16 protein-coding genes and 1 tRNA gene are annotated in these 22,896 nt (G+C 68.3%); 10 read left to right on the top strand and 7 right to left on the bottom strand.

The window, feature by feature from the left end; genetic code table 11:
• Window positions 1–527 precede the first annotated feature (527 nt).
• From BUR94_RS20965 to BUR94_RS18775, 3 genes are all read left to right on the top strand, one after another.
• Window positions 528–2,633, top strand: a complete 2,106-nt coding sequence (locus BUR94_RS20965; RefSeq protein WP_074257964.1) for a DEAD/DEAH box helicase — start codon at window positions 528–530, stop codon at window positions 2,631–2,633.
• Between the two features lie 206 nt (window positions 2,634–2,839).
• The gene (locus BUR94_RS18780; RefSeq protein ID WP_074257963.1) at window positions 2,840–3,055 is read left to right on the top strand and encodes a hypothetical protein; all 216 of its coding nucleotides are present in this window, start codon (window positions 2,840–2,842) and stop codon (window positions 3,053–3,055) included.
• A gap of 125 nt (window positions 3,056–3,180) precedes the next feature.
• Window positions 3,181–4,095, top strand: a complete 915-nt coding sequence (locus BUR94_RS18775) for a tyrosine-type recombinase/integrase (protein WP_342745218.1) — start codon at window positions 3,181–3,183, stop codon at window positions 4,093–4,095.
• A gap of 57 nt (window positions 4,096–4,152) precedes the next feature.
• Here the strand turns inward: BUR94_RS18775 and BUR94_RS18770 are convergent.
• Window positions 4,153–4,229: transfer RNA gene (locus tag BUR94_RS18770), tRNA-Met, on the bottom strand.
• Between the two features lie 197 nt (window positions 4,230–4,426).
• Between BUR94_RS18770 and selD the strand changes: the two genes are divergently transcribed.
• Entirely contained in the window at window positions 4,427–6,580 is a 2,154-nt protein-coding gene (gene selD / locus BUR94_RS18765) for a selenide, water dikinase SelD (RefSeq protein ID WP_074257962.1), read from the top strand.
• Here the strand turns inward: selD and mnmH are convergent.
• Complete coding sequence (gene mnmH, locus BUR94_RS18760) at window positions 6,567–7,607, bottom strand: tRNA 2-selenouridine(34) synthase MnmH (protein WP_074257961.1); 1,041 nt, start codon at window positions 7,605–7,607, stop codon at window positions 6,567–6,569. The two genes, selD and mnmH, sit on opposite strands and share 14 nt — an antisense overlap.
• 103 nt (window positions 7,608–7,710) lie before the next feature.
• Between mnmH and BUR94_RS18755 the strand changes: the two genes are divergently transcribed.
• Window positions 7,711–9,684, top strand: coding sequence for a caspase family protein (locus BUR94_RS18755; protein ID WP_175570503.1), 1,974 nt, complete (start codon window positions 7,711–7,713; stop codon window positions 9,682–9,684).
• A gap of 16 nt (window positions 9,685–9,700) precedes the next feature.
• Complete coding sequence (locus BUR94_RS18750) at window positions 9,701–10,744, top strand: serine protease (RefSeq protein ID WP_084193196.1); 1,044 nt, start codon at window positions 9,701–9,703, stop codon at window positions 10,742–10,744.
• Window positions 10,745–11,325: 581 nt separating this feature from the next.
• Here BUR94_RS18750 and BUR94_RS18745 read toward each other — a convergent pair.
• From BUR94_RS18745 to BUR94_RS18735, 3 genes are all read right to left on the bottom strand, one after another.
• A complete protein-coding gene (locus BUR94_RS18745) occupies window positions 11,326–12,036 on the bottom strand; it encodes a hypothetical protein (RefSeq protein ID WP_074257958.1) in 711 nt (236 codons plus the stop codon).
• Window positions 12,037–12,206: 170 nt separating this feature from the next.
• Window positions 12,207–14,729 (bottom strand): ABC transporter permease, encoded by a 2,523-nt coding sequence (locus BUR94_RS18740; RefSeq protein ID WP_074257957.1) that lies wholly within the window; start codon window positions 14,727–14,729, stop codon window positions 12,207–12,209.
• Complete coding sequence (locus tag BUR94_RS18735) at window positions 14,726–15,421, bottom strand: ABC transporter ATP-binding protein (protein WP_074257956.1); 696 nt, start codon at window positions 15,419–15,421, stop codon at window positions 14,726–14,728. The genes BUR94_RS18740 and BUR94_RS18735 overlap by 4 nt, the downstream gene beginning before the upstream one ends.
• On the opposite strand from BUR94_RS18735, the gene BUR94_RS18730 reads away from it, so the two are divergent.
• Entirely contained in the window at window positions 15,420–16,091 is a 672-nt protein-coding gene (locus BUR94_RS18730; protein ID WP_074257955.1) for an arylesterase, read from the top strand. The genes BUR94_RS18735 and BUR94_RS18730 overlap by 2 nt on opposite strands.
• Window positions 16,092–16,094: 3 nt before the next feature.
• On the opposite strand, the gene hemC is transcribed toward BUR94_RS18730, so the two are convergent.
• Entirely contained in the window at window positions 16,095–17,018 is a 924-nt protein-coding gene (gene hemC, locus BUR94_RS18725) for a hydroxymethylbilane synthase (protein WP_074257954.1), read from the bottom strand.
• Between the two features lie 95 nt (window positions 17,019–17,113).
• On the opposite strand from hemC, the gene hemE reads away from it, so the two are divergent.
• The 3 genes from hemE to BUR94_RS18710 all read left to right on the top strand — a co-directional run bounded on the left by hemE (window position 17,114) and on the right by BUR94_RS18710 (window position 20,520).
• A complete protein-coding gene (hemE, locus tag BUR94_RS18720) occupies window positions 17,114–18,148 on the top strand; it encodes a uroporphyrinogen decarboxylase (RefSeq protein ID WP_074257953.1) in 1,035 nt (344 codons plus the stop codon).
• 156 nt (window positions 18,149–18,304) lie between these two features.
• Complete coding sequence (locus tag BUR94_RS18715; protein WP_074257952.1) at window positions 18,305–18,832, top strand: PAAR-like domain-containing protein; 528 nt, start codon at window positions 18,305–18,307, stop codon at window positions 18,830–18,832.
• A gap of 65 nt (window positions 18,833–18,897) precedes the next feature.
• Window positions 18,898–20,520, top strand: a complete 1,623-nt coding sequence (locus BUR94_RS18710; protein ID WP_074257951.1) for a tryptophan halogenase family protein — start codon at window positions 18,898–18,900, stop codon at window positions 20,518–20,520.
• 115 nt (window positions 20,521–20,635) lie between these two features.
• Here BUR94_RS18710 and BUR94_RS18705 read toward each other — a convergent pair whose 3' ends face one another.
• Window positions 20,636–22,807 carry an esterase-like activity of phytase family protein gene (locus BUR94_RS18705; RefSeq protein WP_074257950.1) on the bottom strand — a complete coding sequence of 724 codons (2,172 nt, stop codon included), beginning with the start codon at window positions 22,805–22,807 and terminating at the stop codon, window positions 20,636–20,638.
• Window positions 22,808–22,896: the final 89 nt, after the last annotated feature.

The following is a 22,896-nucleotide window of genomic DNA, read 5'->3' as shown; positions in this document are numbered from 1 at the left end:
CTGCTTCCAGCTCAGCGTGCCTACGCGCCTTATTTCTTAATAATTCACTGCTGACGCACGCAGCGAAGGACACCACCAACCACACAGGCAAAATTGTCGAGCTCCGGTGCTCGCTTTCGTCACGAATTATGGCCGCAAACACTCCTGTAAAAGCTCACGGAATGCTGGGCTGCATCAACATGTAGTGGTGCCTTGCTCCGCACAATGACAGCCACCAATCATTCACTGTCAATCCGCAAGCAGTCTGGTTCTGGTCAAGGAAAGGATCTAGCTCCCTCGGTCGCCCGGTGGATCCCTTGGAAGTCCTAGAAGTTCCCGAGAGCTGCCATCCAGATGCGTCTCGGCGCCGCGACTGCTGGGCGGGGCAAATCTGCCTATGTGGACTCGAAGGGCACTGGGGGAAGCCGGCTTTGACCCTTTCAGGGTGGAATCCGCGACAGAACCACCGGCGCCTTCCCCTCCCCTGCCCCGCGCCCTAAGGTGCCCCCAACCGGCGAAACAGCCGGAGAGGTGCAAGGGGGACGGGCATGCCGCTGCTCAACTGGCTGACGCGTGAGGACGACTTGAGGGCGGCGGACCGGGTGCCCTACCGGCTGCTCGACGAGGTGCCGGAGCTGTCGCGGCCCGGTGGCACCGAGGGGCTGCTGGTGCAGGGCGACAACCTGGAGGCCCTGAAGGCGCTGCTGCCCTTCTACGCCGGTCAGGTGAAGTGCATCTACACGGCGACCCCTCGAGGCATGCAGAATATTCTCCACTCCGTCACCGCCACGGCGTTGAAGGACGAGGAGATGATCAAGCTGCCCATCCGGGTTCGTCCGCACAGCGATTGGCGCGAGGCGGTAAATGCCACCTGCGCCACCCGGAACATGCTCGAGGAGAAGGCCAAGGCGGACAAGGATCACATCCGCCCTATCGCGCTCTACCAGGCGCAAGCCAGGAACGGCCATCCCACGGTGCAGGAGCTGAAGGCCTACCTCGTGGAGAACGCGTTGGCGCCGGAAGCCTGGATCAAGGTCGCGACCGGAGAGCAGCGCGAGCTGGACGGGGTCAACCTGCGCGACCCGGCCGAGCAGACCCGGCACGTGATCACCGTGCAGGCGCTCAAGGAGGGATGGGACTGCCCGTCGGCCTACGTGCTCTGCGCGACCCAGCGGCTCTCCGCCGCCACTGCTGTGGAGCAGCTTCTTGGCCGTGTGCTGCGGATGCCATATGCCGAACGGCGCAAGGATGCCGCGCTCAACGTCGCCTACGCCCATGTGTCGGAGCCCAGCTTCCACGAAGCAGCAGACCGGCTGCGCGACAAACTGATCGATATGGGCTTCACTGACGAGGAAGTTCGCGCCAGCCTCAAGCCGCGCGGCGTGGCCGAGGATGCGCAGGGCAACCTCTTCGATCCTGACGAGGTGGCTCCCAAGCCAGTGCTTCAGTTCACTGTGCCGGACACACCAGAGGCCCGTGCAGCCCTCAACCAATTTCAGGACGAAGGTGCCGACTACATAGCGCAGGACGACGGCACCCTGAAGGTGGGCGTGAGGGGCGAGTTGACCCCTGTCGTCTTGGCTGCAGCTGAAGCCCTGGTGCCGGAGGAGGCGCGGCCAGGGCTGAAGTTGGCTGTCGAGAAGCACCGCGCCCGCGTCGAGGCCACACGCAGCGCCGCCGACCGCGGGGCGGTGATCGAGGTGCCTCTGCTCCTGGTCGAGATGGAGGGAGAAACTTTTGAGGCCGAGACCGACCGGATCATGGAACGCATCGACTGGTCGCTAACGAAGCATGCGGCCCGGCTGACCGAGGAGGAGCTGAGCTTCCGCCGCGACGAAAACGTGGTCGAGATCGATCTTCAAGGCGACAAGCTGGTCTACACCCAGACCTCGCGCGAGCAGCCCATCCTGAGGGGTCTTGATGCGCCACCCGACGCCGAACAGGAGGCACATCTGGTGGCGTGGCTGGAACGGGAATGCCGAACTCAGCATGTGACGCCCGACGAGTTACGCCCATGGATCTCCGCCGTTGTAGCCGACCTGTTGACACGCCGCGACATCCATATCCGCACCCTCATAGAGTGGCAGCACCAGATTGCAGCGCGACTGCGCTGGAAGCTCGACGAGATCCTTACGCTGGAGCGTGTGCAAGCTCGACAGACCGCGTTGTTCAGCGAGGACGCAGCCCCACGCAGCGACCCCTCGCAGGCGGTCCGCTTTGATGCCTCGATCTACTCCGCGGTCCCCACCCGCTCCACCGGTGCTGTCAGGCTTGACAAGCATCTCCTCGGCCCCGATCGCGTGCCGCTACTTGATAGCGATGTCGGCGGTGACGAGTTTACCTGCGCGGTCGAGTTGAATGCCCTCTCTGAGGTCGAGGTCTGGGTGCGCAACGTGTCCCGGCACCCTGCCTCATTCTGGCTCCCTCGACTTAACCACCGCTACTACCCAGACTTTATTGCGCGCCTAAGGGATGGGCGTATCTTTGTGGTGGAATACAAGGGGAAGCATTTGGTCACGGCCGCAGAGGCGCGCGAGAAGAACATCCTCGGGAAACTGTGGGCTCAGACGACCGGGAACGTGTATCTTATGGTGGAGAAAGTGAAACACGGTTTGGGCCCGGGCGAGCAGATGCACGCGGCCATCATGGCTTGATCCTCCCGGCCGTGTCAAAGTTCGCACAGCTGCAGATCTCGGATGTGACCAGGCCGGGAATGGTTTGGCCAACCGGCTATCCGTGCGCACTGTTCGCTAGAGCACCGCAACCACGCCATATCCGCCCCATCACGCTCATGTGATCTTTGTTACACGCAAGCCTACAGGCCCGTCGCTATAACCCGACGCATAATCAGGAGACTGAGATGCCTCGGGCAAAGACCAAATTTACGCAGAGCGACGTGCAGCGCGCCATCAAGGCGACGATGAACGCAGGATTGACCGTGTTCGGCGTGACGATCACGCCCCAAGGCTTCATCTCCGTGGACACGGCACAGCGCCCCGCTCAGGGGCCGCTTGCGGGCCCCGAGGACGCGTTCGACACGTGGAATTCTCAGCGAAGCTCGCGCGAGAAACACTGATGCGCGTCCGGCTGAAGGGGCTCAACACCGTCAAGTCCAAGCTCGCCGACGGAACCTATCGAACCTACTACTAAGCATGGAAGGGTGGGCCTCGTCTGCCGGGCGCTCCCGGCGACCCGGAGTTCATGGCTGCCTATCAGAAGGCGGTCGAGGCCAAACTAGAGACCCCGTCCGAGACTTTGGCGTTCGTGTTGACCGCCTACCGCGGATCTCGACGGTTCGAAGAACTCGCCCCGCGGACAAGGCGCGACTACGAGAAGCACCTTCGTCGCATTGAGGCCGACTACGGGGCCTTTCCGATCGCCGCACTGACCGACCGGCGGACCAGGGGAGAGTTCCTCACGTGGCGAGACGCTCTGGCTACCAAGTCGCGCCGCCAGGCCGACTATGCCTACTCCGTGCTCGCCCTGGTTCTCTCTTGGGCACAGGACCGTGGGCTCGTGCCAAGCAACCCGTGTGAGCGCCCGGGGCGCACGTATCGCTCGCGTCGCGTAGAGAGCGTGTGGCAACAAGAAGATGAAGCGCGCTTCATGCAGGTTGCTCCACCCCACCTTCGTCTCGCCTTCCTGCTCGCGCTTTGGACAGGGCAGCGCCAAGGCGATCTGCTGCGTCTCACGTGGTCCGCTTTCGATGGCGCGTGTATCCGCCTCAAACAGAGCAAGACCGGCGTGAGGGTCACCATCCCGGTCGGGAAGCCGCTCCTTGAGGCACTGAATGCCACCGAGAAGACAGCGGTTACGATCCTCACCACCCTGCGCAACACCGCGTGGACAGAGTCGGGCTTCCGGGCATCATGGCGGACGGCTTGCAAGGCAGCAGAGGTTGAAGGGCTCACCTTTCATGACCTTCGCGGCACCGCAGTCACCCGCCTCGCCCTCGCCGGATGCACCACGCCGGAGATCGCCACGATTACCGGCCACAGTCTCAAGCAGGTCGAGACAATCCTTGACGCACACTACTTGAGCCGCGACGCAAAGCTCGCTCTGAACGCGATCCGCAAGCGCGAAGAGCACGAAACCGGAACAGGTTCTCCCAAATGAACGCCCAAACGGCGCACCCTGCTCGGGGCGCACCATCACGAACTGTCAGGAAAGGCTTGGTAGCGGAGGAGGGACTTGAACCCCCGACACGCGGATTATGATTCCGCTGCTCTAACCAACTGAGCTACTCCGCCAGAAGCGTGGGCCGATGTAGTGGGCGGGGGTCGGGGCGTCAAGAGGGAAAAGGCGCAGGGCATTGTTGCTGTTTCCCCGCCAATCGACGCATTCGGCGGGGCTTGATGCGGCAATGGAAACCGCAGGGTGACGGAGAGGCATTTGCCCCGGCGTCCGGGGGCGGTATCGTGAGCCGAAGCCTCTGGAGACCGCCCGCGTGCAAGCCCTGCCCAGCCTGAGCAAAGACATCGTGCTGGTCGGTGGCGGCCATGCCCATGCGCTGGTGCTGCGCCGGCTCGGGATGGCCCCGCTGGCAGGTGCGCGGCTCACCCTCGTCAACCCCGGCACCACGGCGCCCTACTCGGGCATGCTGCCGGGGCACATCGCCGGACATTACGAGCGCGACACGCTGCTGATCGACTTGCACCGCCTGTGCCGCTTTGCCGGCGCGCGGTTGATCGACGGCCGGGCAACCGCGATCGACCGGGAGGCGCGGGAACTGGTGGTGGAGACCGGCGCGGGCCTGCTTCGGCTGGGCTATGACATCCTGTCGCTCGACGTGGGCGTGACCTCAGACATGCCCGCCCTGCCCGGGTTTTCCGAGCACGCCAGCCCGGCCAAGCCGCTCGACGCCTTTGCCGCCCGCTGGGAGGCCTTTGCCACCGATCCGGGCGCGGCACGGGTGGTGGTGATCGGCGCAGGCGTGGCGGGGGTGGAGCTGGCGATGGCGGCCCGGCACCGGCTGGCCGCTGGTGGCGCGGCGCCTCGGGTGACGCTGGTCGATGCGGGCGCCGCCCTGACGGCGCTTGGTGGCGCGGCGCGGGCGCGGCTCTTCGAAGAGCTGCGCAAGTCGGGCATCGCGCTGGTGGAGCAGGCGCGGGTGGAGCGGGTCGAGGCCGATGCGGTGGTGCTGGCCGACGGCCGCAGCCTGGCTGCCGATTTCGTCATCGGCGCGGGCGGGGCACGGGCGCAGGACTGGCTCGCCGCAACCGGGCTGGCCCTGAACGACGGTTTCGTGCGGGTGGGGGCGGACCTGCGCAGCGTGAGCGATCCGGCGATCTTTGCGGTGGGCGATTGCGCGCATTTCGAGCCGGACCCGCGACCCAAGGCCGGGGTTTATGCCGTGCGGGCCGCGCCGGTGCTGGAGGAGAACCTGCGGCGGGAGGTGGCCGGCACGACGCCGTTGCAGCCGTTCCGCCCGCAGCGCGACTACCTCAAGCTCATCTCGCTGGGCGAGAAGGCCGCCCTGGGCGAGAAACTCGGGCTGGTGGCCTCGGGCGACTGGGTCTGGCGGGTGAAAGACAGGATCGACCGGGCGTTCATGCGCAAGTTCACCGACTATCCCGCGATGGCGGCGGAGGGCGTGCACGACGAGCCGGTGCTTTGCGCCGGCTGCGGGGCCAAGATCGCCCCCGGCGCGCTGAAGGCCGCCTTGGCCGAGCTGCCCACACCGGACCGCGACGACGTGGTGAGCCTGCCCGGCGACGACGCCGCGATTCTGGCGATGGAGGGCGACTGGCAGGTGATCACCACCGATCACCTGCGCGGCTTCACCGAGGACCTTGCGCTGATGACGCGGATCGCGGCCGTGCATGCCCTGGGCGATGTCTGGGCCATGGGCGCGCGGCCACAGGCGGCGCTGGCCTCGGTCACCCTGCCGCGCATGGCCCCGCCGATGCAGGCCCGCTCGATGCGCGAGGTTCTGGCCGCCGCCAGCGCGGTGTTCCGTGCCGAAGGGGCCGAGCTGGTGGGCGGGCATTCGTCGATGGGGGCCGAGGTGCAGCTGGGCTTTACCGTGACCGGGCTCCGCACCGAGTTTCCGGTGGGGCTGGACGGCGCGCAGGTGGGCGATGCGCTGATCCTGACCAAGCCGCTGGGCACCGGCACGGTGCTGGCGGGAGACATGCGCGGGCAGGCGCGGGCCGAGTGGGTTGCCGCTGCCCTGGCCTCGATGGCGCGGGCGCAGGGCGATGCGGCGCGGCTGCTGTCGACCTCCCACGCCATGACCGATGTGACCGGATTTGGCCTTGCGGGGCACCTGCTGGCGATCTGCGAGGCGAGCGGGCTGGGGGCCTCGGTGAAGCTGGCGTCGATCCCGCTGCTGCCGGGGGCGGCCGAACTGGCGGAAAAGGGCGTGCGATCGACGCTCTGGGAGGAGAACCGGCTTGCCGTGGCCGACCGGATCGCCCTGCCCGCTCCGGCCCCGGCGGCGGCCGACCTGCTCTTCGACCCGCAGACCGCCGGGGGCCTGCTGGCCGCCGTGCCGCCGGGCCGGGCCTCGAAACTGCTGGCGGAGCTGGAGGCTGCGGGCTTCACCGCCGCTCGGATCGGGCAGGTGATGGCGGGCGAGGTGTTTGTCAGAGTGCAGTGAGCTGCGCGGCGATCCGGTCGGCGGCGCGGTTCAGGCCCGCCGCGTCCAGCGTGATCTCCAGCCGGGTTTCCGGCGTTTCGGAGCGGCGCGACTTGGCGTAGCGCGGATCGTAGTGGTGCTCACAGAGTTCGGCGGCGAGGGTCTCTACCTCGCCCGCGCCGGCAAGGGCCTGCCACCGGGCGATGCGCTCGCGCCCGTGCAGGCGGGTGAGCTGGGCCAGAAGCGCGGTGAGGGAAGGCACATCGGCGGCCAGCTCGGCGTAGATCCGGGCAAGGTAGCGGGCGCGCTCCTCGAGCGTTGCGGCCAGGGTGATGCGCGGCGCGGCGATCATCCGCTTCCAGAGCGCGGGCGGCACCAGCAGCTCGCCGACCTTGGAGCTTTCGGCCTCCACCAGCACGGGCCTGGCCGGATCGAGCCGCGCCAGCGCCTGCAACAACGCGGTCTCGAAGCCCTTCTGCGCGGGTTGCGGGCCGAGGTTGCCCAGGAGCGAGCCGCGATGGTTGGCGAGGCCCTCGAGATCGAGCACCTGCCCGCCCCGCTCGGCGACCAGGTGCAAGAGCTCGGTCTTGGCGGTGCCGGTGTTGCCGTCGAGCAGGACGACGCGGTGCGGCAGGTCGCTCTCGTAGAGCGCCTTGACCACCGCGCGGCGATAGCTCTGGTAGCCGCCCTCCACCTTGTCGACCCGCCAGCCGATCTGGCCGAGGATGGTGGCGAAGCCGCCGCTTCGTTGCCCGCCGCGCCAGCAGTAGACCAGCGGCTTCCAGCTGCCGTCCTTGTCGGCCAGCGGCCCCTCCAGATGCGCCGCCGCGTTGCGCGCCAGGATCGCCGCGCCGACCTTGCGGGCGAGGAAGGGCGATTGCTGCACGTAGATGGTGCCAACTTGCGCCCGCTCCTCGTCGGAGAACACCGGCAGCGAGATCGCGCCGGGCAGGTGATCTTCGGCGTATTCCGAGGGCGAGCGCACGTCGATCACCGTGTCGAACGGGAGCGGCGTGCCGGAGAGCGGATCGGGCAGGGTGTAGGCCATGCGCCGGGGTAGCGCAGGCGGGACGAGGTTGGAAGTGTGTCAATTGCCGTCATGGAGGGTCACCGGCCTTGCGACGGGCCGATTGACCAATAATATCGCGGCCATGACGCTGCGACACCTCCCCCTGGCCGCGCTTGCCGCGCTGGCCACGACACAGCCCCTGGCGGCTGAAACCCGCGCTCTGCTGATCGGCGTGGGCGATTACGAGTATCTCGACGCAGACCTGCGCGGCCCGGTGAACGACGTGGCGCTGGTGGCCCGCACGCTGATCGGGCGTGGCGTGGCCCCCGAGGCGATCACCGTGCTCACCACGGCGCCCGACCTGTTGCCTGAGGGCGTGGTCGTGGGCGTGCCCCGACGCGAGGCGATCCTCGCCGGGCTGGCCGAGGCGGCGGAGGCGACCGGCGAAGGCGACACGGTGTTCTTCTATTTCTCCGGCCACGGCAGCCAGGCCCCCGACCTAGATGGCGACGACCAGGGCGGCTACGACGAGATCCTGCTGCCCTCGGATGCGAAGGACTGGAAGGGCGCGATCGGCGCGGTCGAGAACGCGATTCTCGATGACGAGCTGCGCGCGGCGGCGGAGTCGATCATGGCCGATGGCGCGGCGCTGGTGGCGGTGCTCGATGCCTGCCACGCGGCCACGGGCTTCCGGGCCATGCCGGGCAAGGGCGTGGCGCGTTACGTGGAGCCGGTGATGCTGGGCATACCGGAGGCGATGGAGGCCGCGGAGAGCCGCCCTGCCCCGGCCCTCGCAGGCGATTTCGCGTTTCTCTACTCGTCGCAATCCGACCAGCGCAGTTTCGAATATCCACACGGCGACCCGGAAGACCCGGCAAGCTGGTACGGCGAGTTCACCCGCGTGCTGACCGGCGTGATGGCCGCCACGCCCGACCTGACCTGGGAGGGCCTGCTGGCCGCCACGATGGACGGGATGCGCAAGGAGACGGCGACCGCCACCCAAACGCCCGACGGCGAAGGCACCCTGATGGCCGCGCCGGTGTTTGGCGGAGCCGAGGCCGGGGCAAGGCTGCGGGTCGACGGCGGGCTGAAGGCCGGGTTGCTGGCCGGGCTGACGCTCGGCAGCGAGGTGACCTTCTATTCCGCAGCGGTGGGCGGCGCGGCACTCGGAACGGCGACCATCACAGGGCTGACCGCCCTGGACGCCACACTTTCGGCCCTGCCCGAGGGCGCGCGGTATGCCGAGGTGACATCGCTGGCGCCGGCCGAGGCGACCCCGCTCAGGCTCTCCGCGCCGGTGGTTGCCGATGGCGCGGATTACTCCGCGATTACCGAAGAGCTGGCCCGGCTTCAGGCCGAGGGGCTTGTCGATGGCGTCGCGTGGAACGCGGAGCAGCCCGACCGCGCCCTGGTTCTGACGGGCGGCAGGCTCGCCGTGACCGGCCCCGACGGGGTGCTCGACCCGGACGGGCCCGGCTCTTCGCCCCGTTTTGGCGCCGCCGACCTGGCGGAGGCCTTGCCACGGCTCGGGCAGGTGGTGCGGCTCGAAGGCGCGCTGACCCAGGCCGAGAGCGCGGCGAAGGGCGGCTTTTCCATCTCCGGCCCGCCGGTGAAGGTGGAGGCCGAGATGATCCCGGCGGATTGCGACGGCACCACGCAGGCGGGCATCCGCCCTGCGCCGGAGTCCGTGCCGCATTGCGCCCAGCTCTGGCTCCACATCCGCAACACCTCGAGCAAGGCGCAGGACGTGACCGTGCTCTACCGCGACAAGAGCTTCACCATCAGCGCGATCTTCCCCGGATCCGGCACCTCGAACCGGCTCAACTTCAACGAGACGGTGCCGGTGGGGATGCTGATGCTGAACGAGGGCGAAGGCGTGGCGCTGGAGGAGGTGATCGTGCTCTCCACCCCGGCCGAAGACGGCGCGCCGCGCAGCGCGCTCACCGGGCTCGCCAATGACGGGCAGAGCCGGGGCGCGGGCAACCCCATGGAGGAATTCCTGACCGCGGCCGCCGCGCCGCCGGGCGAATCCTCGCGGAATTTCAGCTTTTCGACCGCACCGGCCCCTCTTACGGTGACCCGGATCCCGGTGCGCATTACACCCAAGGACGACTGAAGGAAGGACAACGGACATGAGACTTGCAGCAGTATGCGTGGCGCTCGCCGGGCTCGGGCTCGGCACGGCCACGGCACAGGATTTTGGAGATGCCCCCTCCGCCTCGCCCTTCGCCTGGGCCGAGAGCGGCGAGAAGGCGGCGCATATGGAAGAAATGGCCAAGGGCGACAGCGCCGGCCGGGTGATCGGCGGCGAAGTGGCCGAAGACGGGGCCTGGCCCTGGCAGGTGGCGCTGATGATCAAGGGCAAGGGCGTGACCCCCGATGCCCATTTCTGCGGCGGCTCGCTGGTGCTGGACCAGTGGGTGCTGACCGCGGCCCATTGCGTGCACATGCAGGACCCGCAGGGCCAGTATCGCGATATCAACCCGCAGGCGATCCAGGTGCTGGCGGGCACCAACCAGATTGCCGAAGGCCAGGGCGACCTGATCGACGTGGCGGCGCTCTACCGCTTTCCGGGCTACGTGGGCGGCGTCTTCGACAATGACATCGCGCTGCTTAAGCTCGCCCGCGCGCCGCAGGTGCCCTACCAGACGGTGAAGATCCCCGATGCCGAGCTGGGCGACCTGCTGGAGGAGCCGGGCGTGACCACCACGGTCACCGGCTGGGGCCTGATTGACGGCGGCGAGCACCCCGAGGACATGCGCCAGGCCGATATCCAGATGCTGCCCCGCGACGCCTGCAACCAGGCGCTGATGGAGGCCCGCGCCGAGGTGGCGGCCAAGGGCTTCGTCTTTGCCGCCCAGACCTTCGGCCTGACGGCTGAAGATGCCCAGGGTGCCTGGGAGGAGCTGGTGAGCCGCGCGCCGATCCCGATCTCGGAGAACATGATCTGCTCGGGCACCTACGAGGGCGGCAAGACGGCCTGTTCGGGCGACTCGGGCGGCCCGCTGGTGGTGAAGGTCAATGACGAGGGCCTCTACATCCAGGCCGGCGTGGTGAGCTGGGGTCTCTCGGGCGAAGGCGGCAAGAGCTGCAACGAGCAGGCCAAGTTCTCGGCCTATACCCGCACCGCCAACTACGTGGACTGGCTGAACGGCATCATCTCCGCCAACCCGTAAGGGCTGCGGCACCGCATCGAAGGGCGGCCGGGGCAACCCGCGCCGCCCTTTTTCATGCCGTCCGGCCGTGCTGCACCCTCCGGCCGGTGGGGGGCTTCACGCCCCCCACACCCCCCGTGAGGTATTTGCGCCAAGAAGATGAGGCAGAAGGGCTTTGTTAACCCTGGTCAGGGCAGGATGGGGGTGCGGTACAGGCTGAGGAGCCGATGACCGCCCAAGGAGATGCCCCGCTGCCGCTGGTCCTGGACCGTCCCGGCGGCGGGGTACGCCCTTTGGAACCGAGGCTCTCGGGTCCGACGGTGGGGCGCTGCCCGGGTCCGCCGGGGCAGCCTCGGGGTTGGACCCCCACTGCCGCTCGCACCTGTCGCGCCCGCCAAAGGGGACCACGGGACAGGTGCGCCTGTTCGGCAGCGCGGCGGGAGCTCGAGGCCCGGGCCGAGGCGGGAGGAAGCGGCTGGGGCATTGGAGGCGCAGGACGGGGCACATGCCCAGGCGGGCGCGGCCCGCTGACCGGAGCCGAACAAGAAAACGCCGCCGGGGGTGCCGGCGGCGTCGGTGGTGTGGAGACTGGTCCCGGGGGATCAGTTGGTCAGGATGTAGTAGCTGTTGCGGATCCGGCCCTGGTTGCGGACGCCGACGAAGAAGTAGCCGTCCCAGCGCGGGGTCCAGGAGCAGTAGAGCTTGTCGGAGTAGCTGCGGTCGAGGCAGATCACGTTGCCGCCCTCGTCGGTCACCACGAGGTCGAGGTTGGCGTCGCCGTCACCGACGATGGCCAGCTCGGCCAGGCGTCCGCCATAGAACGGCACCTTGAACACGTCGGTCTTGCCGGCGGGCAGCCGCGACAGGGTGCGGGAGGCCCCGCCGATGCGGCCGCGGGAGCCCTCGGCCTTGATGTCGGCGATCATGCTCTTCAGCGCCTCGTCCTCGCCGGCCAGTTCCTCGGCCTCGGCCAGCATCATCTCGGGGGTCACGGGCGCATCGACGCCCTCGCCCTCTTCGGCGCCCTCGAAGCCCTCGATGTCGGAGGTTTCCTTCTCGCGCTCCACGTCCTCGGCCTCGATCGACATGGCGATCTTGGCGGCGGTGGCGATGGCGAGCGCGTCCTTGTTGGCCGAGCCGTAAGCGTAGAGGTCCTGCGCCATGGCCATCTGCGCGACGGCACCAGCCTCGCCGTCACCCGCACCATCGGCGGCGTTGGGGCCTTCCTGGTCCTGCGCCCAGGCGGAGCTGCCGAGGGCCACCACGGCCGTGGTTGCAAGCACGGCGCTGAGGGTCTTGAATTTGGTCATCATTGCCTTTCGTCCTTCCCTTCACATGGGCGGCCCCGCCAGGGTGGCGGGAGCCGAAATCATGTGCAGACAGTGGCAAATGCCGCGACGCAAGGGAAGGAGGTATTTGGTGACAAATGCCGTTAGACCTGCATTCCCAATCACTTAGGTGCAACTCGGCATGTCATGCGACGCTATTCGGCGCTGCGCAGCACACGTGCGGGTGGAAGCGAGAGCGGGCGCAGGGCGAAGCCCAGGCCGGCCACGAGGGTGGCCAGCACGCCGCCGGTGACGATGGCCAGCGCCGAGACCGGCTCGAAGGTGTAGTCGCCCTCCATCACGAAGGTGGTCACCGCCCATCCGGCGAGACCGCCGGCAAGGATGGCCACGGCCCCCGCGGCGAAGCCCAGCAGGGCCGCGCGGAGCACCAGATAGGAGAGCACCCTGCCCCGCACGGCGCCAAGCGTCTTGAGCACCGCCGCCTCGAACTCGCGGGCGGGCTGGCCGGCCGCCGCCGCGCCGATCAGCACCACGCCGCCGGTGACCAGCGAGGCCAGGGCGCCGTAGGTGATGGCCGCGGCGATGCCCTCCAGCAGCCCGGCCACACGGCCGATGGCCTCGCGCACGCCGATACCCGTGACGTTGGGCCATGTCTGCGACACGTCGCGCAGGATCGCGGGCTCGGCCTCGGCTTCGGCATAGACCGTGGCGATGTGGCTGTGGGGGGCGCCTTGCAGGGCTGCGGCATTGAAGGTCATCACGAAGTTGATGCCCATGGTCGAGAAATCGACCTCGCGGAAACTGGCGATGGTGGCGGTGATCTCGCGGCCCAGCACGTTGACGGTGACCGCATCGCCGATCTTCAGGCCGATCTCGGCGGCCTCCTCGGCCGCGAAGCTCATCAGGGGCGGGCCGGCGTAATCCTCGGGCCACCATGCGCCCTCCGAAACCGTCACCCGCTCGGGCTGGGCGGCGGCATAGGTCAGGCCACGGTCGCCGCGCACCACCCAGTGGTCGGGCGCGACCTCGGTGGCGGGTCGGTCGTTGATGCGGGTGATCACGCCGCGCAGCATCGGCGCGGTGTCGATCTTTGTCACCGCGGGATCGCCGTTCAGCCGGGCCAGGAGCGGGTCGATCTGGTCGGGCTGGATGTCGATGAAGAAGAAGGACGGCGCGACCTCGGGCAAGTCGCCCTGAATCGCGGCGCGCATGTTGGAGCTGACCTGTCCGACCGCCGCCAGCACCGAGAGGCCGAGCCCGAGCGAGAGCACCACGGCGGAGGCCTCCTGCCCCGGCCCGCCGACCGAGCCGAAGGCCAGCCGCAGCGCCGGCCAGCCGCGCACCCGGCGGGCGCGGGAGAGCCGCCGGGCGAGGCGGCGGATGGCCCAGGCGGCGGCGAGGAGGAGGAGGAGCGCGAAACAGACTCCGAGCGCGGCCCAGATCGTCAGCTCCCAGAGGCCCGAAAAGAAGGCCGCCGCGCCGACGAGCAGCGCGGCCAGCGCCAGCGTCAGGGCGATGACCGGCCAGCGCGGCAGGTGGCGGCGGGTGTCCGACAGGGCGCGGAAGAGCTGGGCGGGGCGGATCTCCTCGGCGCGGGAGACCGGCCAGAGGGTGAAGATCAGCGCCGTCAGCGCGCCGTAGAGCGCGGCCTCGGCGAGCGGGCCGGGGTAGACGGTGAACTCGGTGGGCAGCGGCAGGCGGGCCTCCAGCACCGGCGCCAGCGCCAGCACGGCGGCGGCCCCCAGCGCGAGGCCGATGGCGATGCCCAGCGCCGAGAGCACGCCGATCTGGAGCAGGTAGGCCCAGAGGATCGTGCGGCGCGAGGCGCCCAGGGTCTTCAGCGTGGCGATCACCGCTGTCTTGCGCTCGAGGTAGGCGCGGACTGCCGCCGACACGCCGACGCCGCCCACGGCGAGACCGGCAAGGCCGACCAGCACGAGGAAGGCGCTGATGCGGTCGACGAAGCGGTTGAGGCCGGGCGCGCCGTTGCGACTGTCGCGCCAGCGCACGCCTGCATCGGAGAACTGCGACAGCGCCTCCTCGCGCATCGCGGCGAGGTCGGTGCCTTGCGGCAGGGCGAGGCGATAGTTGGTTTCAAAGAGCGTGCCGGGGGCGAGCAGGCCCGACCCCTCGAGATCGGCCCGGTAAAGCAGCGTGCGCGGCCCCAGCGAAAACCCGGCGCCGGCGGCATCGGGCTCGAGCGTGAGCGCGGCGGCGAGGTGGTAGCTCGCGGTGCCGAGCTGAAACGTGTCGCCCACCGAGAGATCGAGCTGCGCCATCAGCGAGGGGTCCATCACCGCGCCGGGCAGCCCGTTTGCGCCTGCGAGCGCCGTATCGAGCGGCATGGCGGGCTCCAGCCGGACCTCGCCATAGAGCGGATAGATATCATCCACCCCCTTCACCTGGGTTAACGCGGTGTTCTCTCCCGCGCGGGCCATGGAGCGGAAGTCGACGATCTCCGACACGCGGGTGGCCTCGGCGGCCATCCAGGCCTGCTCCGCCTCGCCCGCCGCGCGGTAGGTGAAGCGCAGCTCGGCATCGCCGCCGAGCATGGTGGCGCCCTCGCGCATCAGCCCGCCGGAGAGGCTCTCGCGCACCAGACCGACGGCGGCGATGGCGGCCACGCCGAGCGCGAGGCAGGCGAGGAAGACGCGAAAGCCGCGCAGCCCGCCCCGCAGCTCGCGGCGGGCGATCCGGGCAGATTGTGCAAGGCTCATTCGGCGGCCTCGGCTTGCTTTTCAGGCGAGATCAGCCCGTCGGCGAGGCGCACCACCCGGCCGCAGCGGGCGGCGAGCGCGCGGGAGTGGGTGACCAGCACCAGCGTGGCGCCGTGCATCTCGGAGAGGTCGAAGAGCAGGTCGGTCACCGCGGCGCCGGTGGCGGCATCGAGGTTGCCGGTGGGCTCGTCGGCCAAAAGGATATCGGGCCGGGGGGCAAGAGCACGGGCGAGCGCCACGCGCTGCTGCTCGCCGCCGGACATTTGCGAGGGGTAATGGTGCGCCCGGTCATGCAGGCCCACGGCATCGAGCTCGGCCTCGGCGCGGTCGTAGGCATCGGGCAATCCCGCGAGTTCCAGTGGGGTGGCGACGTTTTCGAGCGCCGTCATCGTGCCGATAAGGTGGAAGGACTGGAAGACCACCCCCATATGAGACAGGCGGAAGCGGGCCAGCGCGTCTTCTCCCATCGCCGTCAGATCGTGGCCGAGCGCCCGGACGGTGCCGGAGGTCGCGGTGTCGAGCCCGCCCATGAGCATGAGGAGAGAGCTTTTGCCAGAGCCCGAAGGCCCGATCAGCCCCAGCGTTTCGCCCTTTGCAACGTCGAGGCTTATGCCCTTGAGGATGTTGACCTTGCCGGCGTTGCCGTCGAGCGTGAAGGTGACATCTTGGAGGGACAGGATCGGATCGGTCATGCGGGCGCCTTTTGTTTCATTCCGATATGGGGCCAGGTTGCTGGCGCTCAAGGCTTTAACGACATTCTTTGTGGTTTCCGTCGCCACGGCCCAGCCTGTCGTGGTGGCCGCGCTGGGAGACAGCCTGACGGCCGGCTACGGGCTGCCGCAGGAGGAGGGCTTCGTGCCTGTGTTGCAGGGTTGGCTCTCAGAGCAGGGCGCTGAGGTGGAGCTGCGCAACGCGGGCGTCAGCGGCGACACGACGGCGGGCGGGTTGAGCCGCGTCGAATGGACGCTGACCGAGGACGTGGATGCGCTGATCGTCGAACTGGGCGGCAACGACATGCTGCGCGGGGTGGATCCGGCGGCAAGCCGCGGAAATCTCGATGGAATCCTGAAGGCGGCGGAGGCGCGCGACCTGCCGGTGCTGCTGGTGGGGCTGGCGGCCTCGGGCAACTTCGGGCCCGACTACAAGGCCGCCTTCGACGCGATGTACCCGGAGCTGGCGGAGACCTATGGCACCCTGCTCTACCCCGATTTCTTTGCCGTTCTGACCGGCCGGGAAGACCAGGCGGCGGCACGGCGGGAGCTGATGCAGGGGGACGGGATTCACCCCTCGGCGGAGGGGGTGCGGCTGATCGTCCAAGACATCGGGCCTCGTGTGCTGGAGCTGATCGAGCGGGTCGAGTAGCGGCTACGTCCAGTCGAAGAAGTCGTCGGTCGTCTGGGCAAGCAGTTCGACAGCGAGGCTGGCGCCCATCTCGGCGGCCTGTTCGGTCGGGCCGGTGCGGCTGCCGGTGAGCACTTCGGAGCCGTCGGTGCGCAGGATTTCTCCCTTCAGCGTCAGGGTGTTGCCGTCCAGCGTGGCAAGCCCGGCGATGGGAGTCTCGCAGGAGCCGTCGAGGCCCGCGAGGAAGGCCCGTTCGGCGGCGACGCGGTGGTGGGTTTCGGCGTGGCGGAGGGGGGCGAGGAGCGCATCCGTCGCCGTGTCGTCGACGCGGCGCTCGATGCCGATGGCGCCCTGGGCGATGGCGGGCAGCATCTCTGAAGGCTCGACCGGCTGGCGCGAAATATGCTGCGCGTTCAGTCGGTTGAGTCCGGCGAGCGCGAGAAAGGTGGCCTCGGCCACGCCGTCGGCCAGCTTTTTCATCCGGGTCTGCACGTTGCCGCGGAATTCGACCACCTGGAGGTCGGGGCGCTTGTGCAGGAGCTGAGCCTTGCGGCGCAGCGAGGAGGTGCCGACGACGGCGCCTTCGCGGAGGTCGGCGAGGGCGGTTCCGTCCAGCGTGATGAAGGCGTCGCGCGGGTCTTCGCGCTCAAGAAAGCAATCGAGAACAAGGCCTTGCGGCTGGAGCGTGGGCATGTCCTTGGAGGAATGCACGGCGATGTCGATCTCGCCTGCCAGCATCGCCTCCTCGATCTCGCGGGTGAACAGGCCCTTGCCGCCGATCTCGCGCAGGGCGCGGTTTTGCACCCTGTCGCCGGTCGTGGAAATCACCACGATTTCAATGCTTTCTTCGCTCATGCCATGGGCGGCCATGAGGCGGGCGCGGGTTTCGTGGGCCTGGGCGAGGGCGAGCGGGCTGCCACGGGTGCCGATCTTGAGCGTGCTGGTCATGCTCGCGGGATAGCGCGGGCACCTCGGCGTGACAATGCGGCACTTGACACTCGGGCGCGGCGCGGCGACCCATACGGCCAGCGAGGAGACAGCGCATGGCCGAAAACAAGAGCATTCTCAAGGTGTTGGCAGGAGAGACAGTTGCCCCGCCGCCGATCTGGATGATGCGGCAGGCGGGCCGCTACCTGCCCGAGTACCGCGAAACCCGCGCGCAGGCGGGGGACTTCTTGAGCCTGTGCTACAATTCCGAGCTGGCCACCGAGGTGACGCTGCAACCGATCCGGCGCTACGGGTTCGATGCGGCGATCCTTTTTGCCGACATCCTGCTGATCCCCGAGGCGCTGGGGCAGAAGCTGTGGTTCGTCACCGGGGAAGGCCCCCGGCTGGAGCCCATTGGACTGCGAAAGGATTACGAAGCCCTGAAGAACGGGGACGAGGTGCATGACCACCTCGCGCCGATCTACCGGACAGTGGGCAACCTCAGCACTCAACTGCCTGAAGAGACGACGTTAATCGGCTTTGCAGGCGCGCCCTGGACGGTGGCCACCTACATGATCGCGGGCCGTGGCACGCCCGACCAGGGGCCGGCGCATGACTTGAAAACCAAGGATGTGGCGCTGTTCAAGGCCATCATCGACCGGGTGACCTGGGCCACGATCGAGTATCTGAACCGCCAGATCGAGGCCGGGGCGGAGGTGGTGAAGATCTTCGACAGCTGGGCGGGCAGCCTGAGCGCCGAGGATTTTGACAATTACTGCGTTGATCCGATTAGGAAAATCATTGCAGGGGTGAAGGCCGAACACCCCGATACGCCGGTCATCGCCTTTCCGCGCGGGGCCGGTGAGCGTTACCGGGGCTTTCACGCGGCGACCGGTGCGGATTGCGTGGCGCTCGACGATGGCGTGAGCCCGGAATGGGCCGCCGAACACGTGCAGCCCGACGGTTGCGTGCAGGGAAATCTCAAGTCTTCCCATATGGTTACGGGCGGGCAGACGCTGATCGACGAGACCCGGCGGATCGTCGAGGCCTTCTCGCATGGGCCCCATATCTTCAACCTCGGGCATGGCATCACCCCCGACGCCGACCCGGCCAACGTGCAGCTGATGATCGACACCGTCCGGGGCGGTTAACGGGGCCCGGAGGTATCCGGGCACCACATGCACAACCGATACACAACCCATGCACAACCCATGCATATCGCACCTGCAGCGGGATTGCTGCGGCGCAGCGTGTTAACGGGCCGATTCGGTGGCATAGTTCTCCATTATTTGAATGGAGTGATTTCGATGCCGGACGACGACATGCAGGTCAGCCCTGCAAATCTCGAAGATGCGGCCAAGGGCCGGACAGACACCATTCTCGTCACCCACGGAAAGCAGGGCGGGCGGCCCGTGAGCGAGCGGAACATCGCGGGCGTGCTGAGCCAGGCCGGGATCAAGCCCGGCTGGCAGGGCAAGCTGCTGATCGCCTTTCCCGACGTGTGCAAGACACCCGCGGCGCCCTCGCCTGTGCCGATCCCCTACCCCAACATCGGGACTATTCCGCCCAAGGGCGGCAAGAAGGTGAAGATCGCCGAGACGCTGAGGGATGCCGGGTTCAGGGGCGTTCAGGTGCATAGCGTGGGGAGCGAGGCGGGATCGGCCAAAGGCCTGATCGGTGCGCGGGCCTTTGCCACCGGCAACCCGCTGGCCTTTGGCATGGACGTGAAGGCCGAGGGCAAGCCCGCACTGATGGGGCACGAGATGGCCCATGCGATCCAGCAGCGGCAGACGCCGCACAAGCCGCCACCGAGCCAGACCAAGGTGATCAAGTAGCGCCGAGGTTGAGCCAGTGCGCCGGGTCGGGTTAGCCTTGAGCCGGCAGCAACAAGGGGGCGGACATGGGCGAGCCGATCCGCGAGGTCACGATCGTCGGCGGGGGCACTGCCGGCTGGATGACGGCGCTGCTCTTGCAGTCGATGCTGAAGGGCGGGCCGGAGGGCGGCGTGCGGATCACGCTGATCGAGAGCCCGAACATCCCCACGGTGGGCGTGGGCGAGGCGACGGTGCCGGGCATGCCGCGCACGCTGAAACAGGGCGGGATCGACGAGCGCACGTTCTTCAAGACCTGCAACGCGAGCTTCAAGCTGGGCGTGGTCTTTGGCCATTGGAACGTGGATGCCGAGGGCAAGCGGGTGGATTACATCAACCCCTTCGCCCATCCGCCCGCGATCGACGGGGTGTCGGCGGCGGAATATGCGCTGCAGTTCGGCACCGGGGGGCTCGACTTCGTGCAGTGCTTCTCGCCCGCGGTCGACCTTGCGGCGCAGGCCAAGGGGCCACGCGGGCGAGGCGAGATGCCGGGGCCGCCGGTGGGGTTTGCCTATCACCTCGACGCGGGCAAGTTTGCCGGGCTGCTGAAGGAGCATTGCGTGGCGCGCGGGGTGCGGCATGTGCTCGACGACCTCGTGGAGGTGGAGCTGGACGAGCGCGGTTATGTGGCCGCGCTGATGCTGGAGCGGGGCGGGCGGCACGGGGTGGAGCTGGTGATCGACTGCACCGGCTTTCGCGGGCTCATCATCAACCAGGCGCTCGGCGAGCCTTTCGAGAGCTACGGGAAATACCTGGCGAATGACCGGGCGATGGCGGTGCAGGTGCCGCACCGCGACCCGGTGCGGCTCGACTCGGTCACCAAGAGCACCGCGCTGGGTGCAGGCTGGGCCTGGCGGGTGCCGCTCTTCAACCGGATCGGGACGGGCTACGTGTTTTCTTCCGCGCATCGGACCGACGAGGAGGCGCGGGCGGAGTTTCTGGCGCATCTGGGGCCGGATGGCGAAGGCGCCGAACCGAGGGTGATCCCGATGCGGGTGGGGCGCAACCGGAACGCCTGGGTGAAGAACTGCGTGGCGGTGGGGCTCTCGGGCGGGTTCATCGAGCCGCTGGAAAGCACGGCGATTCACATGATCGACACCGCGGTGCGCTGGCTGGTGCAGTATTTTCCCGACCGCGACTTTGCCGATCCGCTGCGCAGGAGGTTCAACCACCTGGTGGACGAGCTCTACAACGAGGTGCGGGATTTCATCTGCCTGCATTATGCCTTGGGCAACCGGACGGATGACCAGTACTGGATCGACGCGCGGGAGAGCCTGGAGGTGCCGGATACGCTCGCGGAGAACCTCGAGCTCTGGCAATACGGGCTGCCGGCGGTGAATGACATCCGCTTCGTCTCGCTGTTTTCACCCGCGACCTACCAGGCGGTGCTGCTTGGTAAACAGGTTTATGAAAGCGGCTTCGGCAAGGGCAAGTTCTGCTCCGGGCGGACGCTGGACGGGGCGAAGTGGGCGGCCTACCTGAAGCGGGCGCGGGCCGGGATCGGCGCGCAGGTTCAGGCGGCGGCGGGGCACCGGGAGTTGCTGCGCGCGCTGCGCGGCGACGTCGTGGCCGAGAACGGATTGCTGCCGGGGCTCGGCGGCGGGCCGGGCGCGGCGGGGGCCGGGGTTTCGGAGGATGCGGCGATCCTGTGAGGCGCGGGGGCGGATTACCCACCCTGCGGCGGTTGCCCGCACGGATCGCCAGAGAAAAACCCCGGAACGGCGGACCGTTCCGGGGGGGATTTTTTCAAAAGGGCTTGGTTGAAACTCAGTAGCCGGTGCCGACCTGGCCGATGGTGAAGAACATCGTCTCGCCGGAGTGGTCATCCACGCCGTCGTTGTCGGTGGAGACCCAGGCGGTGCCGTCGCCGAAGATGGCGAGACCTTCGACCTTGTCGAGCACGTAGCCGCCGTTGGCCTTGAGGTCGGGCAGGAGGTCGCGGACCTCTTCCTTGCTCACCAGCGGCAGATCGCCGCCCAGCGCGGCGGGCTGCATCTCGGTCAGCGCGACGCGATAGATCTTCTTGGTCGCGGCAGCCTCGCCGAGCAGGTTGTCACGCTCGACGATATAGACGTGGTCGCCATGCGCGGTGATCTCCGAGAGGCCCACCCAGCCGGTGGTGGGGGCATCGAGCGGGTAGCGCACCGCGCCCCACTCACCGCTCTCGGGGGTATAGGAGAGGAGCTTGACCTGGCCCTTCTCGTCGTCGCCCCACTCGCGCTGGACGGCCATCCAGAGGGTGCCGTTTACCAGGGTGATGCCCTCGAAGCCGAAGCGCTTTTCGACCGCCACGAGTTCGGCGGGGAGGCTCACCTCTTCCTTGATCTCGCCCTCGGCGTTCACGTGGTAGAGCGCGTGGGGGATCAGCTGGTCGGTGCGGCCCTCGGAGGCGAGCCAGAAGCCGCCCTGCCCGTCGAGCGCGATGCCCTCGAGGTCGAGCTTTTGGGCGATGTGGCCGGCGCGGGTGATGTCGATGGCCTGGGTGATGCGGGCCGGTTTGGTGCTCACGTCGATCCGGAAGATGCGGGGCTGGTAGCCGTAGAAGCTGTCGGACACGGCCCAGACCGTGCTTTCGTCCTCGGCGGCCATGCCGGAGATCGCGCCCCAGCCGGTGAGCTCATCCATGCCTTCGGAGGTGAGCTGCGGATACATCGCCTCGCCCTCGGCGTATTGAAAGAGCATCACATGGGCCCGTGCGCCGCCGTCTGCGCCGAGGTCGGTCTCGTTGGCCGAGACCAGCAGGCTGCGCTCGGGGATGGTGACGTAGCCCTCGGGGCCGACGCCGGAGGGCAGGAGCTGGGTGAGCCGCGGGTTGGCCGGGTCGGTGGCGTCATAGACCCCCACGACGGAGCCGCGCTCGGAGCCGATGAAGATCATCGGGGTGCCGCCGAACTGGCCGAAAGTCACCGATTCCGGCTCGACGCCTTTCGCGTCCGACCGCTTGTCGGGGTAGTGGCCGATCTGGATGAGGGCCTGCTCGAAGCTGGTGCCGCTTTCGTAGACGACCTCGCCGGTCTTGGAGAAGATCGTCCAGCCGCGGGAGCCGCCCTCGTAGTCGCCCTCGTTGGCGGTGGCGAAGTGCTGATCGTCGATCCATTTGACCGCATCGGGCTCGCGCTTCACGCCGCTCTGGCTCTCGGTGAAGAGCAGCGCGCCGCGCTCGTCGGTGGTGTCGATGCCCTCGAGGTCCACCGCGCCGGCGGAGAAATGGGCGGAAACGGTGCCATCGGCGTCGATGACGGCGATGTGGTTGTTCTCCTGCATCGTCACGACGATTTCGCCAAGTGCGTTGATGTCGACGAACTCGGGCTCGGGGTCGTCACCGGCCACTTCGGCGAGGCCGGTCAGCTCGATCTTCTGGAGGCTGTCGCAGTCGAGCGCGCCGTCGGTCAGCGCGATCTTGACCAGGAAGCCGGCGGGCATTTGCGGGATCGCGCCATCGTTGAGGTCTTCGTCGCGCTCGTTTTCGATTGCCACGGCGATGAAAGCGCCGTCGGGGGCCTTGGCCACGGAATCGGGCTGGCCGCCGAGGTCGCAGGAGGCCAGCTCTTCGCCCGAGGTCACGTCGATCGCGGCGAGGCGACCGGAGGGGGCGGTGTAGCTCTCGGAGGTGTTGATGCCGGTGAAGGCCACGTTTCCGACGATGGCCACCGAGGTGGGCTCGCCGTCGAGGGCGATGTTGCCCAGCGGCTGCGGGCTCGCCGGGTCGGTGATGTCGATGCGGCCCAGCACGCCGAGGGGGCTGTCGGTGTAGACCAGCGTCATGCCGTCGGCGGTGACGTCGATGATCTCGGAGGAGGTTTCGCGGGTGCGGTCCTCGCCCTCGTCCATGTTGGAGGCGACCGGGAAGGAGGCGATGCGGTTGAAGACCATCTCGGCCTGGGCGGCGCCGGTGGCGGCTGCCAGCGCGAGCGCCGAGGTCAGAAGCGTGCGGTGCATGGGTGTCCCCTTGGTTCCTGTTGTGCGGGGACACATGCGCCCGCCGGGTGACGGGCGCGTAACGGCTTCATGTCAGTTGCGTGAAAGGG

Source organism: Vannielia litorea (genome assembly GCF_900142295.1).
GTDB classification, from domain to species: Bacteria; Pseudomonadota; Alphaproteobacteria; order Rhodobacterales; family Rhodobacteraceae; genus Vannielia; species Vannielia litorea.
The sequence above is the reverse complement of the archived record's forward strand: the minus strand, read 5'-3'. Positions and strand labels throughout refer to the sequence as shown.

Coding starts and splice junctions, on each gene's coding strand:
- BUR94_RS20965 (WP_074257964.1), top strand. CDS start 528: ATGCCGCTGCTCAACTGGCTGACGCGTGAGGACGACTTGAGGGCGGCG.
- BUR94_RS18780 (WP_074257963.1), top strand. CDS start 2,840: ATGCCTCGGGCAAAGACCAAATTTACGCAGAGCGACGTGCAGCGCGCC.
- BUR94_RS18775 (WP_342745218.1), top strand. CDS start 3,181: ATGGCTGCCTATCAGAAGGCGGTCGAGGCCAAACTAGAGACCCCGTCC.
- mnmH (WP_074257961.1), bottom strand. CDS start 7,607: ATGGCCTACACCCTGCCCGATCCGCTCTCCGGCACGCCGCTCCCGTTC.
- BUR94_RS18755 (WP_175570503.1), top strand. CDS start 7,711: ATGACGCTGCGACACCTCCCCCTGGCCGCGCTTGCCGCGCTGGCCACG.
- BUR94_RS18750 (WP_084193196.1), top strand. CDS start 9,701: ATGAGACTTGCAGCAGTATGCGTGGCGCTCGCCGGGCTCGGGCTCGGC.
- BUR94_RS18745 (WP_074257958.1), bottom strand. CDS start 12,036: ATGATGACCAAATTCAAGACCCTCAGCGCCGTGCTTGCAACCACGGCC.
- BUR94_RS18740 (WP_074257957.1), bottom strand. CDS start 14,729: ATGAGCCTTGCACAATCTGCCCGGATCGCCCGCCGCGAGCTGCGGGGC.
- BUR94_RS18730 (WP_074257955.1), top strand. CDS start 15,420: ATGCGGGCGCCTTTTGTTTCATTCCGATATGGGGCCAGGTTGCTGGCG.
- BUR94_RS18735 (WP_074257956.1), bottom strand. CDS start 15,421: ATGACCGATCCGATCCTGTCCCTCCAAGATGTCACCTTCACGCTCGAC.
- hemC (WP_074257954.1), bottom strand. CDS start 17,018: ATGACCAGCACGCTCAAGATCGGCACCCGTGGCAGCCCGCTCGCCCTC.
- hemE (WP_074257953.1), top strand. CDS start 17,114: ATGGCCGAAAACAAGAGCATTCTCAAGGTGTTGGCAGGAGAGACAGTT.
- BUR94_RS18715 (WP_074257952.1), top strand. CDS start 18,305: ATGCCGGACGACGACATGCAGGTCAGCCCTGCAAATCTCGAAGATGCG.
- BUR94_RS18710 (WP_074257951.1), top strand. CDS start 18,898: ATGGGCGAGCCGATCCGCGAGGTCACGATCGTCGGCGGGGGCACTGCC.
- BUR94_RS18705 (WP_074257950.1), bottom strand. CDS start 22,807: ATGCACCGCACGCTTCTGACCTCGGCGCTCGCGCTGGCAGCCGCCACC.